Annotated in this window: 16 protein-coding genes; 8 read left to right on the top strand and 8 right to left on the bottom strand. The window is 72.4% G+C overall.

From position 1 onward, the window contains the following. Positions 1-14: 14 nt before the first annotated feature. The 4 genes from AB0I60_RS11445 to AB0I60_RS11430 are packed head-to-tail and all read left to right on the top strand — an operon-like array spanning position 15 to position 3,971. Complete coding sequence (locus AB0I60_RS11445) at positions 15-881, top strand: LLM class flavin-dependent oxidoreductase (protein ID WP_360727952.1); 867 nt, start codon at positions 15-17, stop codon at positions 879-881. A 21-nt stretch (positions 882-902) separates the two neighbouring features. Continuing rightward, on the top strand, positions 903-2,069 hold the full coding sequence (gene lhgO / locus AB0I60_RS11440) for an L-2-hydroxyglutarate oxidase (protein ID WP_360727950.1): 1,167 nt from the start codon (positions 903-905) through the stop codon (positions 2,067-2,069). A gap of 55 nt (positions 2,070-2,124) precedes the next feature. Next, entirely contained in the window at positions 2,125-3,234 is a 1,110-nt protein-coding gene (locus AB0I60_RS11435) for a UDP-N-acetylglucosamine 2-epimerase (protein ID WP_360728549.1), read from the top strand. A 17-nt stretch (positions 3,235-3,251) separates the two neighbouring features. After that, positions 3,252-3,971, top strand: coding sequence for a DapH/DapD/GlmU-related protein (locus AB0I60_RS11430; protein WP_360727947.1), 720 nt, complete (start codon positions 3,252-3,254; stop codon positions 3,969-3,971). Between the two features lie 6 nt (positions 3,972-3,977). Here the strand turns inward: AB0I60_RS11430 and AB0I60_RS11425 are convergent, their stop codons facing one another. From AB0I60_RS11425 to AB0I60_RS11405, 5 genes are all read right to left on the bottom strand, one after another. After that, positions 3,978-5,345 carry a hypothetical protein gene (locus tag AB0I60_RS11425; protein ID WP_360727945.1) on the bottom strand — a complete coding sequence of 456 codons (1,368 nt, stop codon included), beginning with the start codon at positions 5,343-5,345 and terminating at the stop codon, positions 3,978-3,980. A gap of 65 nt (positions 5,346-5,410) precedes the next feature. After that, entirely contained in the window at positions 5,411-6,670 is a 1,260-nt protein-coding gene (serS, locus tag AB0I60_RS11420) for a serine--tRNA ligase (RefSeq protein ID WP_360727942.1), read from the bottom strand. Between the two features lie 109 nt (positions 6,671-6,779). Further along, positions 6,780-7,247 carry a DUF350 domain-containing protein gene (locus AB0I60_RS11415; RefSeq protein ID WP_360727939.1) on the bottom strand — a complete coding sequence of 156 codons (468 nt, stop codon included), beginning with the start codon at positions 7,245-7,247 and terminating at the stop codon, positions 6,780-6,782. Further along, the gene (locus tag AB0I60_RS11410; RefSeq protein WP_360727936.1) at positions 7,244-8,407 is read right to left on the bottom strand and encodes a glutathionylspermidine synthase family protein; all 1,164 of its coding nucleotides are present in this window, start codon (positions 8,405-8,407) and stop codon (positions 7,244-7,246) included. Before AB0I60_RS11410 ends, AB0I60_RS11415 begins: the two co-directional genes overlap by 4 nt. Then, positions 8,408-9,277, bottom strand: coding sequence for a hypothetical protein (locus AB0I60_RS11405; protein WP_360727934.1), 870 nt, complete (start codon positions 9,275-9,277; stop codon positions 8,408-8,410). Positions 9,278-9,402: 125 nt separating this feature from the next. Here AB0I60_RS11405 and AB0I60_RS11400 point away from each other — a divergent pair, with 125 nt between their 5' ends. Beyond that, positions 9,403-10,476 (top strand): septum formation family protein, encoded by a 1,074-nt coding sequence (locus tag AB0I60_RS11400; protein WP_360727932.1) that lies wholly within the window; start codon positions 9,403-9,405, stop codon positions 10,474-10,476. A gap of 4 nt (positions 10,477-10,480) precedes the next feature. Beyond that, positions 10,481-10,831: a metallopeptidase family protein gene (locus tag AB0I60_RS11395; protein ID WP_360727930.1), complete on the top strand. Its 351-nt coding sequence runs from the start codon at positions 10,481-10,483 to the stop codon at positions 10,829-10,831. Between the two features lie 600 nt (positions 10,832-11,431). Here the strand turns inward: AB0I60_RS11395 and AB0I60_RS11390 are convergent. After that, positions 11,432-12,055, bottom strand: a complete 624-nt coding sequence (locus AB0I60_RS11390; RefSeq protein ID WP_360727928.1) for a histidine phosphatase family protein — start codon at positions 12,053-12,055, stop codon at positions 11,432-11,434. After that, positions 12,052-12,954 (bottom strand): prephenate dehydratase, encoded by a 903-nt coding sequence (pheA, locus tag AB0I60_RS11385; RefSeq protein ID WP_360727925.1) that lies wholly within the window; start codon positions 12,952-12,954, stop codon positions 12,052-12,054. Before pheA ends, AB0I60_RS11390 begins: the two co-directional genes overlap by 4 nt. Before the next feature lie 103 nt (positions 12,955-13,057). Here pheA and AB0I60_RS11380 point away from each other — a divergent pair, with 103 nt between their 5' ends. Next, the gene (locus tag AB0I60_RS11380; RefSeq protein ID WP_360727923.1) at positions 13,058-13,669 is read left to right on the top strand and encodes a macro domain-containing protein; all 612 of its coding nucleotides are present in this window, start codon (positions 13,058-13,060) and stop codon (positions 13,667-13,669) included. Positions 13,670-13,739: 70 nt separating this feature from the next. On the opposite strand, the gene AB0I60_RS11375 is transcribed toward AB0I60_RS11380, so the two are convergent. Next, the gene (locus AB0I60_RS11375; protein WP_360727920.1) at positions 13,740-14,222 is read right to left on the bottom strand and encodes a GNAT family N-acetyltransferase; all 483 of its coding nucleotides are present in this window, start codon (positions 14,220-14,222) and stop codon (positions 13,740-13,742) included. 61 nt (positions 14,223-14,283) lie between these two features. Between AB0I60_RS11375 and AB0I60_RS11370 the strand changes: the two genes are divergently transcribed. Then, on the top strand, positions 14,284-14,907 hold the full coding sequence (locus AB0I60_RS11370; RefSeq protein ID WP_360727917.1) for a response regulator transcription factor: 624 nt from the start codon (positions 14,284-14,286) through the stop codon (positions 14,905-14,907). Positions 14,908-14,920 lie beyond the last annotated feature (13 nt).

Below are 14,920 nucleotides of genomic sequence, written 5' to 3'. Positions count from 1 at the left end.
GTTACCGTACGTCCGTGCGCACCGGAATCGTCATCCTCCCAGAGCACCGCTGGTGGTTCGCCGAACCCAAGTGGAGGGCCGCCGAGGAGTACGGCTTCCACCACGCGTGGACCTACGACCACCTGGGCTGGCGCACCCTGGTGGACGGCCCGTGGTTCGGCGCGGTGCCGACCCTGACCGCCGCCGCGATGGTCACGGAGCGCATCCGCCTCGGCACGTTCGTGGCAAGCCCGAACTTCCGCCACCCGGTGCCGTTCGCCCGGGAGCTGCTCGCCCTGGACGACATCTCCGACGGCCGGGTCACCCTCGGCGTGGGCGCGGGCGGCGAGGGCTACGACGTCGAGGTCATGGGTGCGGCACCGCTCACCCCGGCCGCGCGCACCGCCCGGTTCGGCGAGTTCGTGCGGCTGCTGGACGAGCTGCTGCGCAAGGACCGCACGACGTGGCACGGCGAGCACTACGCGGCCGTGGACGCCCGCAGCGCGCCCGGCGGCGTGCAGCGGCCCCGGATGCCGTTCCTGGTCGCCGCGAACGGCCCGAAGGCGATGCGGGTCGCGGCGGAGCTGGGCCAGGCGTGGGTGACCACCGGGCCGAAGGTGGACGACCTGGACGCGTGGTGGCGCGGCGTCGCCGAGCTGGCCGACCGGTTCACCGGCATCCAGCAGGACGTGGGCCGCCGGGTCGACCGGTTCCTCACCCTCGACTCGGCCCCGCTGTACTCGCTGACCAGCGTCGGGACCTTCCAGGACGCGGTGGGCCGGGCCGAGGCGCTCGGGTTCACCGACGTGGTCGCGCACTGGCCCCGGCACGACGGCGTGTACGCCGGGCGGGAGTCGGTGCTGGAGGAGCTCGCCGCCGACGTGCTGCCCGCGCTGCACTGAGCCCGCGTAGATTCTCGCCCCGTGCGGCACATCGTGGTTATCGGCGGCGGGATCGTCGGCTTGGCGGTGGCGAACGAACTCGCCTCGCGCGGCGATCGGGTGACGGTGCTGGAGAAGGAGGGGCGCTGGGGCGCCCACCAGACCGGCCACAACAGCAACGTCGTGCACGCCGGGCTGTACTACAAGCCGGGGTCGCTCAAGGCGCGGATGTCCGTGGCGGGCAACCGGTCGATGGTCGACTTCGCGCGCGAGCACGGCGTGCCGGTCGAGGTGTGCGGCAAGCTCGTCGTGGCCACCTCGGCGGCCGAGCTGCCGGGGCTGCACGCGCTGGCCGAGCGCGCGGAGGCCAACGGCGTGCCCGCGAAGCTGATCTCCGCCGAGGAAGCCCTCGACCACGAGCCCGAGGTGGCGTGCGTCCGGGCGCTGCGGGTGGAGAGCACCGGCATCATCGACTTCCCGGCCGTGTGCCGGGCGCTGGTGGACCGGCTCGCCGGGCACGACCTGCGCCTGCACTCCCCCGCCCTGGCGATCCGCAGCCGGGGCGGCCGGGTCGAGGTGGCCACGCCGCAGGGCGTCGTGCGGGCGGACGTGCTGGTCAACTGCGCCGGCCTGCACAGCGACCGGGTGGCCGAGCTGGCGGGCCTCACGCCGAGCGCCCGGATCGTCCCGTTCCGGGGCGAGTACTTCGAGCTGCGCCGGACCGAGCTGGTGCGCGGCCTGATCTACCCGGTGCCCGACCCGACCCTGCCGTTCCTGGGCGTGCACCTGACCCGGATGCTGGACGGGAGCGTGCACTGCGGCCCGAACGCCGTGCTGGCCCTGCGCCGCGAGGGCTACCGGTGGCGCGACTTCTCGCCCCGGGACGCCCTCGACGTCGCCCGGTTCCCCGGCACCTGGAAGCTGGCCCGCAAGTACGCGCGGACCGGCCTGGACGAGGTGCTGCGGTCGCTGTCCCGCCGGCGCTTCGCGGAGAGCCTGGCCCGCCTCGTGCCCGCCGTCCGGGAGGACGACCTGGTGCCCTCGGCGGCCGGCGTGCGCGCGCAGGCCATGCGCGCGGACGGCTCGCTGGTGGACGACTTCCTGGTCGAGACCGCGCCCCACCAGGTGCACGTCCTCAACGCCCCGTCACCGGCCGCGACCGGCTCGCTGGAGATCGCCAGGCACGTCGCGGACCTGACCCGGGCCTAGCCGGGCGGCGCTCCGCCGGCCCGACGCGCGGTCGGGACGCCGGGTCCACCCCGGTATCCTGCGGTGCGTGATCTCCTTCATCCTCGGCACCACCGCGGAACTGATCAAGATCGCCCCGGTGTTCCACGCCATCGCGGACCGGGGCACGAAACCGCAGATCTGGTTCACCGCGCAGCACGTCGACCACGTCGCCGAGACGCTGGCCGACCTCCGGCTGCCGGAGCCGGCCGTGTGGCTGGTGCCGAAGGAGCAGGCCGTGCACATCGAGCGGCCCGCGCAGGTGCCCGGGTGGGCCGCCACCGTGCTGCGCACCGCGTGGAGCAGGCGGGCCGAGCTGCGGTCGGTCCTGACCGACGACGGCCGCCCGCCGCTGGTCGTCGTGCACGGCGACACGTTCACCACGCCGTACGGCGCGCTGATCGGCAAGCGCATCCTCAAGTCCCGGGTGGCGCACGTCGAGGCCGGCTACCGCAGCGGCAGCGTGCTGTCCCCGCTGCCCGAGGAGCTGAACCGCAAGCTCGCCGCCAAGATCGTGGACCTGCACTTCGCGCCGTCGGCGCGCGAGGTGCACAACCTGCGCAACGCGCGCGGTGCCGTCATCGACACCGGCGCGAACACCGCCATCGACGCGATGCGGCTGGCGATCGACGCCGAGCCCGCGTTCGCGCTGCCCGAGGAGTTCGGCCTCGCCACCCTGCACCGCTTCGAACTCGTCTCGCGGGCCGACAAGTACCGCGAGGCGCTGGAGCTGCTGCGCAAGGCCAGCGAGCGGATGCCGATCCTGTACCTGGCGGGCCCGCCCGAGCAGGACCGGATCAAGCAGTACGGGCTGGGCGAGCTGTTCGACGACGAGCGCCTGATCCTCAAGCCGAAGCTGCGCTACCTCGCGTTCCTGCCGATCATGGCGCGGGCGAAGTTCGTGGTCACCGACTCCGGCGGGCTCACCGCCGAGTGCAACTACCTCGGCGCACCGTGCGCGATCCACCGCGAGCGCACCGAGGACAAGCACGGACCGGGCACCAGCCTGCTGCTGACCGGCATGGACGGCGGCAAGCTCCAGGCGTTCCTGGACGACTACGAGTCCTACCGCAAGCCGTCCCGGATGGACGACTTCCACCCGAGCCGGTTGATCGTGGACACGCTCTCCCAGCTCGGCTACTGCTGACCGGCGAACGGACTCCCGTGGCGAACCACATCCACCCCAGCGCGACCGTCGGCGACGGCGTGCAGCTCGGTGACCGCGTCACCATCGGCCCCGGCGCGGTCGTCCTCGGGCCGACCGTGGTCGAGGACGACTGCTGGATCGGGCCGGGCTGCGTCATCGGCACCCCGCCGGAGATCACCGGCGCCGCGCACAACCGGGCGTGGGACGGCGACCTCGCGCACGCCGGCGTGCACCTCGAGGCCGGGGTGACCATCCGCGAGCTGACCACCATCCACCAGGGCAGCTACCGGCCCACCCGGATCGGGGCCAGGACGTGGGTGCTCAACCGGGTCTACGTGGCGCACGACGGCCAGGTCGGCGCGGACGCCACGCTGTCGGCGGGCGTGAGCCTGGGCGGCCACGTGGTGGTCGGCGACCGGGTCAACCTCGGCATGAACGCGGTCGTGCACCAGCGCCGGGTCGTCGGGCCGGGCTCGATGGTCGGCATGGGCAGCGCCGTGACCCGGGACGTGCCGCCGTTCGCCAAGGCGTTCGGCAACCCGGCCCGGCTGCGCGGCGTCAACGCGGTGGGCATGACCCGGGCGGGCCTCACCGAGGACTCGGTGCGGCTGCTCCAGGCCGCCTACGCCGACGGCGCGCTGCCCTCGGACCTGCCGGACGAGCTGGCCCCGGCCTTCGACTGGTGGGTGGCGGCGGACCCCGCCAAGGCCCTGGTCGCCGCCGCCGCGCGCGGCTGACCCGGGTCACGGGCCGAGCAGGTCCAGGCACGCCCGCAGCAGCTCGTGCTCGGCGCTGCCCGGCACGGCGGGCTCGACGCCGACCGGCGACGCCTTCAGCGGCGCGGGCCACGCGTAGGGCACGGTGTAGGTGTTGAAGCCGGCGATGGTGTTGTCGCCGGCCCAGCCCGCCTCGTAGCCCAGGTGCCGCGCCCCGCCCGCCCACAGCACGCGGTCGTGCGGCACGTACGACTCGACCTCGCCGACGCACCCCATCACCCACAGCCTGCCGTCGAACGACTCGCGCAGCCGGGTGTCGTACCAGCTCAGCACCTCGTGCGCGAGGCCGAGGATGGTCAGCCCGCCGAACCGCCACCGCTGGATCGGCATGGGCAGCGCGGTGGGCACCGTCCCGTCGTCGATCATCCGCAGCATGACCTCGGCGTGCCGGCGGTTCTGCTCGCCCGGCGGCAGGGTGTCGCGCCGGGACTCGTACTTGGCGCGCAGCGCGGCGCGGACCGCCGGGTCGGTCAGGTCGACCGAGAGCGGCAGGTCCACCTCGGTGCGCGCGGTCACGATCGGCCCCGTGACCTCGACGAACGACGCCGGGTCCTGCATCCGGTTCACGACCGCGTCGGCGACGGTCCGCCCGTGGTCGACCACGACCTCGTCCGACCGCCCGCCGACCGGCTCCTGGTCGCCGCAGCAGCCGATGAAGAACATCGCCCGGCAGTCCAGCAGCCGCTCCACCCGGTCGACGGCGGCACCGCAGTAGTCGCTGTCGAACACCGCGTCGTTGCCCCGCGCCACCGGGTGGGCCGCCGCGCCGAACAGCACCGCGTACGGCGAGTCGTCCTCCCGGCGCAGCGCCAGGATCGGCACGTCGGTCAGCACGTCGGACTCGCCGACGCGGTTGAAGCCGATCATCGCGCACGACTCGCTGTAGTGCAGGGTCACCGGCACCCTGGGCAGCGTCAACGTCTCCCGGACCAGGTCGACCAGGGCGGCGGCGATCCGGTCGACGGTGCCCTCCACCGCGAGGACGTCCACCTGGCGCAGCCCCATCAGCACGTACGGGTCGAGCCGCCGGTTGCTCATCTGCGGCCCGGAGTGGGTGTGGCTCACCGCGAGCAGGAAGTCGCTCGACGCCACCCCCTCGACGACCACCGCGTCCCGGATCCGCTGGTGTATCTCCCGGTCGATGCCGACCAGGTCCGCCCGCACCAGCACGTTCGGCACGCCGTTGTCCCACAGCACCAGGCAGTTCGCCAGCAGCGGCCGGGCGACCGCGCCGGAGTTCGCCCGGGGCCCCCAGCCGTACCCGCCCATCCACAGGCTGGGGAACGGCGGGGCCACCGGGGTGATGTCGATGACGTTGGTCGCTGCCTCGAACATGGCCACTTCCTCCCGGACGGTTGTGCCTGACACCTCTTAGGAGCAGGCAGCACGCCCGGGAGTGCTCAGCCCCGGTGACGAGTCGACAACAGTTCCAGGCCGAGGAACGGCCGCAGCGCCTCCGGCACGACCACCGAGCCGTCCGCCTGCTGGTGGTTCTCCAGGATGGCCACGATCCACCGGGTGGTCGCCAGCGTGCCGTTCAGCGTGGCGGCGACCTGCGGCTTGCCGTTCTCGTCCCGGTAGCGCACACCCAGCCGGCGGGCCTGGAACGTGGTGCAGTTCGACGTCGAGGTCAGCTCGCGGAACGCCCGCTGGGTCGGGATCCACGCCTCGCAGTCGAACTTGCGGGCGGCGCTCGTGCCCAGGTCGCCGGCGGCCGTGTCGATCACCCGGTAGGGCACCTCGATCTTGGCCAGCATCTCCTCCTCCCAGGCCAGCAGCCGGGCGTGCTCCGCCTCGGCGTCCTCCGGCCGCACGTAGGAGAACATCTCCACCTTGTTGAACTGGTGGACCCGGATGATGCCCCGGGTGTCCTTGCCGTAGGAGCCCGCCTCGCGCCGGTAGCACGACGACCAGCCCGCGTAGCGGCGCTCGCCGTCCAGGATCTCGTCCGCGTGGTAGCCCGCCAGCGGGACCTCCGACGTGCCCACCAGGTACAGGTCGTCGTCGCGCAGCCGGTAGACCTCGCTCGCGTGCGCGCCCAGGAACCCGGTGCCCGCCATGATCTCCGGGCGGACCAGGGTCGGCGTGATCATCAGGGTGAACCCGGCCCTCGTCGCCTGCGCGACGGCCATGTTCAGCAGCGCCAGTTCGAGCTGCGCCAGCACCCCGGTGAGGAAGTAGAACCGCGAGCCGGCGACCTTCGCGCCGCGCTCCATGTCGATGCCGCCCAGCCGGGTGCCCAGGTCGAGGTGGTCCAGCGGCTCGAAGTCGAACTCGCGCGGCTCGCCCACGTGCTTGACCACCACGAAGTCGTCCTCGCCGCCGTGCGGCGCGTCCGGGTGTACCACGTTCGGCACGGCCCGGTGCAGCTCGTCCAGCGCGGCCTCGGCCTGCGACTGCTCCGCCTCGGCGGCCTTGACCTCGGCGGCCAGCTCCTTGCCCTTGGCCAGCAGCGCCTCGCGCTCCTCGCCCCGGGCCCGGCCGACCTGCTTGCCGAACGCCTTCTGCTCGCCGCGCAGGGCGTCCGCGCGGGCGACCGCCGCGCGGCGCTGCTCGTCGGCGGACAGCAGCGCGTCGACCACGGCTTCGTCCTCGCCACGCGCACGCTGCGACGCGCGGACGGCTTCCGGGTTCTCACGCAAGGCCCTGAGGTCAATCACGAGGCATGAGGGTAGTCCGTCACACCGCGCGGCCTCGCGCGGATATCGCCCGCGCACGGCGAAGGCCCCGCCCGGACGTGCCGGGCGGGGCCTTCGCGGGAACGCGCAACTAGCTGATCGCCACCGCGACCACGAGACCGAGCGCCACGTGCGCGCTGGCCACCACGACGCTGGCGGGCGCGAACCGGTCCGACTCGATCAGCCGGCCGATGTCCAGGCGGGTCACCCACTCCAGCAGGCGCACCGCCAGGACCTGCACGATGATGCCGACGAAGCCGAAGATCAGGGCCGACAGCAGGCCCTCGTCCAGCTTGCCCGCCGAGCTGTAGATCGCGACCACGATGATCAGGGCCATGCTCACCAGGCCGGCGGCCGTCACGATCACCGCGTTCGGCGCACCCGAGCGCACCAGGCCGGACAGCTTGCCGGGCGTGGTGAAGTCGATGGCGTAGAAGCCGACGACCATCAGCACGAGGCCCACCACGGCGTACAGGGCGATCGCGCCGACGCCCCGGCCGATCGCGGAGCCGAAGCCCGGGTCCAACGCGAGTTCGCTGATCACTGCCACTCCATTCATTCGACAATCCGATGCGGGACGAACGCCGCGCCATCGTCGGTCACCAGGCCGACCGTCTCGCGGATGCCGAGCCCGGCCGCCGCGTCGCCGACGACCCACGCGCCCAGCGCGGGGCGGTAGCCGTCGAACTCGGGCAGCGGGTCGAACAGCTGGTAGACGAAGCCTTCCTTGCCGTACACGCCGCCGGTCTGCGTCTCGTAGCCCGGCGCCACGATCTGGATGTTCGCGCCCTCCCGGCCCAGCCGGGGCTTGCGCACGTACTCGGTGAGCAGGCCCGGCTCGTCCAGGAACGCGGGCAGCAGGTTCGGGTGGCCGGGGTACATCTCCCACAGCACCGCGAGCAGCGCCTTGTTCGACAGCAGCATCTTCCACAGCGGCTCGACCCACAGCGTGCCCGGCAGGCTCTGCACCGCGAAGCGGCCGAACTGCTCGTCGACCACCCACTCCCACGGGTAGAGCTTCACGACCGTGCCCATGGGCGCCTCTTCGAGGTCCACGAACCGGTTCAGGGCCGAGTCCCAGCCGATCTCCTCGATCGCCAAGCCGACCGTGTTCATGCCCGCCTCGGCGGCCGTCTCCTGGAGGTAGGCGACCGTGACGTGGTCCTCACCCGACGGGTCGGCTCCGGACCAGGTGAAGTGCAGCTCGTTGGACGGCAGCAGGTCGCGCAGCTCCGTCCACCGCTCGACCAGCTTCTCGTGCACCGAGTTCCACTGGTCGTCGTCCGGGAACACGTCGGTCTTCCAGTTCCACTGGACGACCGACGCCTCCAGCAGCGACGTCGGGGTGTCGGCGTTGTACTCCAGCATCTTCGCCGGGCCGCGCCCGTCGTAGCGCAGGTCGAACCGGCCGTAGACGTGCGGGTCGCGCCGCTTCCACGACTCGGCGATCGCCGGCCACACCCACTCCTGGATGCCGAAGTCCCGGAACCGCTCGGTCAGCACGACGTTGTCGACGGCCTCCAGGCACATGCTGTGCAGCAGCTCGACGTCGGCTTCGAGGGACAGGACGTCGCTCATGTCGAAGACGTAGTGCGCCGACTCGTCCCAGTACGGGCGGGGGCTGCCGTCGGCGGCCCGCGCGGGCGCACCGAACACGAGCCCCTGCTCGGACACCGTGCGCTGCCAGTTCGGGCGTGGTGCGGAGGTCTCCCGGCGCACTCAGCTGCCCCCGCTCTTGCTGCCGCCGGACACGCCGAAGCCGCCGCGCTGGATCGTGGTGCCGGACTTGGTGGTCACGTTCGCGCCCTTGGGCACGGTGTAGCTGCCGCCGGAGACCTTCTGGCCGACCGGGACGCTGGACCCGCCGTAGTGGTAGCGGTAGGAGCTGCCACCGATGTAGATGAACCCGCCGCTGGAGTAACCGCCGTGCGACCGGGCGTAGTTGTCGTCGCAGTACTGGTCGTCGACCACGACCCCGTCCTGCGTGCACTGCGCCTCGACGTCGTCCGGGCTGGAGGCGGCGTACCAGATCGCCACCACGCCCACGACGCCCACGGCGACCCCGCCGCCGATGAGCAACCGCTTGCGCAGCTTCTTCTTGCGGGCGCGCTCCAGCTCCTCGGCCAGCTCGGCGTCCTGCCGCCGCTGCACCGCCTCGGCCCGCGCGCGCTGCTCGGCCAGCGTGGGCGGTCGGGGCTGCGTGACCCCCGCCTGCTGCTGCCGCACCTGCCCGCGCTGCCGACCGGCCTGCGCACCGGGCCGCCCGGCCTGCTGGGACGTCGGCGGCGGCACGTACGGCGGCGGCGTGCCACCCGGTGGGGGCGTGGCCGCCCCTGACGCGGGCGTGCCGGCCGGGGACGCGCCCCGCCCCGGCGTGCCGGCCTGCTCCGACGTGCCCTGGCTCGACGTGCCCTGGCTCGACGTGCCGCCCTGCGCCGGCGTGCCGGGTGCGGGCGCGCCCTGCGACGCGGTGCCCCGGTCCGGGCCGCCCTGGTCCGGCGTGCCCTGCGGCGTGCCGCCCTGCCCCGGGTTGCCGCTCGCACGGCCCTCGCGGTCGTCGTGGTCGTTACGGTCGTCGTTCTCAGTCATCAGCCACTCCACTCCCGGCGGGGACGGTACAGAGATCGGCCGCCAAATGGGTGACGAGTGTCCCAAAAGCAACACACTCCACCCGCCCGATGGGATTCAGCGTCGGTCCAGGCATCATGGAGTAGATGTCCAGGAGCGCTCGTTGGTTTCGTCGAGGTGACCAGTTGGTCATGCTCGGCGCGTTCGTCGGCGCGTTCGCGCTGCTCGGGCTGAGCACGTTCACGTCGTGGCCGGTCGGTTCCGGGGGGCCGGTCCCGGGGACGACGGAGGTGGTCAACCCGGTGTACACCTCGCAGGCGGGCGACTGCCTGAACTGGACGAAGAGCACCCTGTCGGACGTCGCCAAGGTCGACTGCAAGGCCCAGCACATGTTCGAGGTCACAGGTGTCGAGGACATCGGCGGCGCGTACGGCCCGCAGGCCCCGTTCCCGACCGACGAGCAGTGGCAGGCGATCAGCGAGGAGCGCTGCGCGAAGACGTCGCTGGCGTACCTGGGCGGCAAGTTCGACCCGGCCGGGAAGTACTCCGTCGGGCCGCTCAACCCCGGTGAGCGGCTGTGGCAGTCCGGCCAGCGGACGATGCGCTGCGGCCTCCAGGTCGCGGGGCCGGCGGGCGGCCTGCTGCCCGCGTACGGCACGGCCAAGACCCAGGACCAGTCGGCGGTCTACGACCCGGGCGTGTGCCTGGGCATCACCGAGGCGCTGGGCGTGGGCGACCCGGTCGACTGCGCGGAGCCGCACACGTTCGAGATCGTCGGCGTCGTCCCGCTGCCCGCCGGCGACTACCCGGCGGTGGAGAAGCAGGACGAGACGCTGTCCGCCGAGTGCACCCGGATCGCGGCGGAGTACAGCGGCGGCGTCGACTTCAAGGCCAAGGGCCTCATCGTGACCTGGGACACCAGGACACCGGAGAGCTGGGCGGCGGGCTCGTACCGGGTGAACTGCAAGGTGGGCGCGACCCCGGCCCCGGACAACAAGGGGTTGACGGCGTGGGAGAAGAGCATCAGGAACCCCAACGCCCCACCCCTGACCACCGCGAACCCGCCCCAGACCACGGCCGTGCAACAGGACGAGCCCACCGGGGCGCCGCTGCACTCGGAGTCGAAGTCGGGGGCCCCGACCACCACGTCGGCGACGAGCACGTCGGAAAAACCGACCGCGACCGCCACCACCACGACCACGACCGAACCCACGAGGTGACCCCGTGCCGGCGGAGATGTCCCGACAGCGGTTCGAGGAACTGGTGGCCGAGGCCCTGGACCTGATCCCCCCGGAGTTCGCGACGGCGATGGACAACGTCGTGGTGCTGGTGGAGGACCGCCACCCGGAAGACCCCGGCCTGCTGGGCCTGTACCACGGCATCGCCCTGACCCAGCGGACGTCGGACTACGGCGGCGTCCTGCCCGACCGGGTGACGATCTACCGGGAAGCGATCCTGGACATCTGCGAGACGGAGGAGGACGTGGTGGAGGAGGTGGCGATCACGGTGGTGCACGAAATCGCCCACCACTTCGGGATCGACGACGCGAAGCTCCACGAACTGGGTTGGGGCTAGGACCTGACGGTCCCCTTCCTCCGTTTCCGACACCCCGTCCCCTTCCCGACCCGCCGTTCCATTGCCGACCCGCCGTTCCTCTGCCGGTCCGCCGTTCCGTCGCCGGCAGCGCTCGACGCCTCTGAGCTGCATGAACCGCGAACGAGGGACAAGGTCCGGATTCCGTACCCAGATCACCTGATCAACTGAAGCACCCCGCCGCCAGGCACCCGTCGGGCATTTCCGGTGGGAGAATGACGTTGCCGTGAAAGAAGAGGAGGCGCGGCGGCGAGCAAAGGCCAACGAACCCGCAACCACGCCCAACAGCGACCACAGTGATTACCGCGATGCCCCCACCGCAGTGGCCTCACAGCAGTGGCCCACAGCGATGATTCACAGCAGTGGCCCACCGCAGTGGCCGCGCGGTAGCCGCACCTCGGCCCCCGGGCTGGGACCGGGACTGAGAGCCGGGGACTGGAAACTGGCGGGCCGGGAACCGGTGGCCAGGAGCCGGGAACTGGTGGCCAGGAGCCGGGGACTGGGCACTAGCGGGCCGGGGCCTGGTGGCCGGGAGCCGGTCACCGGGGCCTGGTGACCGGTGGGTGGGGACCGGTGGGTGGGTCAGGTGATGACGTCCACGCCGGTCCACGAGGTGCAGGTCCAGCCGGTGTCGGGGCCGGTGGTGGGGGTCTCCAGGACTACTCGGCCGGTGTTGGGGAGGAGGCCCGCTTCGGCCAGGGCCGGTTGGACGTTGGTGGCCAGGGCCAGGGCCGCCATGCGCAGTGCGCCGCCGTGGGTGACCACGACGAACGTGTCGTCCGCGGTGTGCCGGGCGGCGAGTTTGTCCAGCGCGGCCAGGAAGCGGTCCAGGACTTGGCGACCGCTTTCGCCGCCGGGGATGGTTGCGTCGAGGTTTCCGGCTGTCCACTGGTGCACTGCCGCCAGGAAGAGTTCAAAGGCTTCCTTGTCGTGTCGGCCTTCCAGGTCGCCGCAGTAGATCTCCTGGACGCCTTCCACGACCTCCACCTCCAGGCCCAGCGCGGTGGCGAGCGGGGTGGCGGTTTGTTGGGCCCTCAGGGCCGTGCTGGCGTAGATCGCGTCCACGCGTTCGGTCGCCAGGGACTCCGCGAGGGCTTGCGCCTGCACCAGGCCGGCTTCGGTGAGGGGTGGGCCCGGCGGGAGGGTGTCCAGCGCCATTTTGATGTTCGACGCGGTCTCGCCGTGTCTGACCAGGATCAGCTTCACGCCCCGCGCCCTTCCCTCAGCGACGCCACCCAGCGGGCCGCTGCGGCGAAGTCCTCGTTGTCGGCGGGGGTGCCGCCGGGTTCGGCTTTCGGGTACGAGCCGAGGAAGCGGGTGTCCGGGCAGTGCCGGCGCAGGGCGGCCAGGGCGTCGCCGACCCTCGGCTCCGCCACGTGCCCGTCGAGGTCGATGTAGAACCGGTACTCGCCGAGCTTGCCCTTGGTCGGGCGGGACTCGATCCGGGTCAGGTTGATCCGCCGCAGCGCCAGCTCGGTCAGCAGGTCCGACAGCGCGCCGACCCGGTCGGTCGCGGTCACGACGACGGACGTGCGGTCGTGGCCGGTCGGCTCGGGGAGGGTGCCGGGGCGGCGCAGGAGCAGGAAGCGGGTCTTCGCGTCGCGCACGTCGGCCACGTCGGTGGCCAGCACCTCCAGCGGGTAGTGCCGGACGGCCACGGGGGCGCTCACGGCGGCGTCGAACTCGCCCGCCAGGACGGACCGGGCGGCGGCGGCGGTGGACGTGGTGGCGACGACGGTCGCGGTCGGGAGGTTCTCGGCGATCCAGTGCCGCACCTGGGCCAGCGCGTGCGGGTGGCTGGCGATGGTCCTGGGCTCGCCTGCCCCCGGTCGGACGAGCACGCTGAACCGCACGTCGAGCACGGTTTCGGCGACGGCGACGAGCGGGTCGCCCTCGGCGAGCGCGTCCATGGTGGCCGGTACCGCGCCCTCGACCGAGTTCTCCACGGGCACGCACGCCCCGTCGACCTCGTCGTGCCGCACTGCGGTGAGGGCGGCGGGCACGGTGTCGTAGGGGGTGAGTTCGTCGTGCGCGGGGTCGGCTGCGGAGAAGGCGCGCGCGGCCTGCTCGGTGAAGGTTCCCTGCGGTCCGAAGTAGGCGAGCACGGGCGCAACGATACGAGCACCTCGGCGCGTGATCGCCGCTGAGGCGAGGATCACCCGCCGGAGGGGGGCCCGCCCCCGTTCCACCCGACCCCTGTGTCCTGGAATGCTTGCGGCTGTGGCCGCCGATACGGAGGGTGGGATCATCGCTCCGGTAGCTGTTCCCCGTCTGGTGCTGTGCGCTGTCGACGAACCGCTGGCGACGGCGTGGGCGGGTGTCGCCGCCGGTCGTGGCGGGGTGGAGGTGCACCGGGGTTCGGTGCTCGACATCGTGGCCGAGGCCGTGGTGAGCCCGGCGAACTCGTCGGGGTGGATGCGCGGCGGGATCGACGCCGTGTACGCCCGCGCGTTCCCCCTGGTCGAGGCGCACGTGCGCAGCGGCATCCTCGCCCTGCACGGTGGTGAGCTGCCGGTGGGCGAGGCGCTGGTGGTGCCGACCGGCGAGGTGCAGCCGGAGTGGTTGATCAGCGCGCCGACGATGCGCCGGCCGGGCGAGCTGCTGCCGTCGGACACCGTGCACCCCTACCTGGCGGCGCGCGCGGTGCTGCGGTTGTGGCGGGACGGCCGGCTGGAGGACGGCCGTCCGCTGCGGGGGGTGGTGCGCACGATCGCCATGCCGGGTCTGGGCACGGGGGTGGGTGGGGTCGCGCCGGAGACGTGCGCGCGGCAGGTCGCCGCCGCCTGGGACGAGGTGTTCAGCGCCCTGTCCCGCAGGTGACAGCGGTGTAGTCCAGGTCACACCGGTTGTGCACAGGTTTGTGGACAACCTGCGCGGCACCTGTGGACAACTACCTCGGGGCGATCCATCTCTCCAGGTCCAGCTCATCGGTGATGGGGATGCCGTAGTCGCCGACGGACGGGATCTCGGGCTTGAGCCGGCGGGACTCGCGGACGGCGTCGGGGCGCAGGGCGGCGAGCCGGAACCCCCGGCGCTGGTAGAACCGCAGCGCGTCGAGGTTGTCGTTGGTGGTGGTGAGCCGGATGCGCGAACAGCCGAGCTGCCGGGCGCGCTGCACGGCGGCGTCGACCAGGGAGCTGCCCACGCCCCTGCCTCTTCGCAGCGCGTCGATGGTGACGATCTCCATGAGGCCCTCGGCGGAGGCGTAGGTCAGCAGGCCGACGACCTGTTCCTGGTGTTCCACCAGGAACCCCGGGAGGCTGGCCGGGAAGAAGACCTGGCCGTGGGCCACGGCGGTGTGCGCGCCCCACAGCTCCAGTACCAGTCGGCCGACGACGATCCGGTCGGCTTCCTCGATCACGCGTACGAGCATGTCTTGCACTGTCTTGGCGTCCGCGTGCGGCCGGTACCGGCATTCGACCTATGGTGGGTTCGTGCCCGTGCGCGTGTTGCTGGTCGACGACCATGAAGTGGTGCGCAGGGGACTGCGCGAACTGCTCGACGACGAGGACGACATCTCCGTGGTCGCCGAGGCGGGCGGGGTGGACGAGGCGTTCGTCCGGGCGTCCGCGACGGCTCCGGACGTGGCGGTGGTGGACGTCCGGCTGCCCGACGGTACCGGGGTCGAGCTGTGCCGGCGGTTGCGCGACCTGGGGGTGCGCTGCCTGGTGCTGACCGCGTTCGACGACGAGGAAGCGCTGGTCGGCGCGATCATGGCGGGGGCGGCCGGCTACCTGCTCAAGCAGGTGCGGGGCCAGGACCTGGTGGTGGCGGTGCGGGAGGTGGCGGCGGGCCGGTCGCTGCTGGACTCGCAGACCACGGCGCGGGTGCTGGAGCGGATGCGCCGGCCGCCGGAGGTGGACGTGCTGGACGCGCTGACCGAGCAGGAGCGGCGGGTGCTGGACCTGATCGGCGAGGGCATGACGAACCGGCAGATCGCGGAGCGCCTCTTCCTGGCGGAGAAGACGGTGAAGAACTACGTGACGTCGGTGCTGGCGAAGTTGGGGATGGAGCGCCGCACGCAGGCCGCCGCCTGGGTGGCCCGCCGCGCCCGCTGACACCGGCCGTCGA

The sequence above is a fragment of the Actinosynnema sp. NPDC050436 genome, from assembly GCF_040655415.1.
Classification (GTDB): domain Bacteria; phylum Actinomycetota; class Actinomycetes; order Mycobacteriales; family Pseudonocardiaceae; genus Actinosynnema.
Note: the sequence above shows the minus strand (reverse complement) of the source record. Positions and strands in the feature narration are given on the sequence as shown.

Excerpts from the sequence above, each read along its gene's own strand:
- AB0I60_RS11425 (WP_360727945.1), bottom strand. The coding sequence starts at position 5,345 with ATGTTCGAGGCAGCGACCAACGTCATCGACATCACCCCGGTGGCCCCG.
- AB0I60_RS11415 (WP_360727939.1), bottom strand. The coding sequence starts at position 7,247 with ATGAATGGAGTGGCAGTGATCAGCGAACTCGCGTTGGACCCGGGCTTC.
- AB0I60_RS11405 (WP_360727934.1), bottom strand. The coding sequence starts at position 9,277 with ATGACTGAGAACGACGACCGTAACGACCACGACGACCGCGAGGGCCGT.
- AB0I60_RS11400 (WP_360727932.1), top strand. The coding sequence starts at position 9,403 with ATGTCCAGGAGCGCTCGTTGGTTTCGTCGAGGTGACCAGTTGGTCATG.
- AB0I60_RS11380 (WP_360727923.1), top strand. The coding sequence starts at position 13,058 with ATGCTTGCGGCTGTGGCCGCCGATACGGAGGGTGGGATCATCGCTCCG.
- AB0I60_RS11375 (WP_360727920.1), bottom strand. The coding sequence starts at position 14,222 with ATGCTCGTACGCGTGATCGAGGAAGCCGACCGGATCGTCGTCGGCCGA.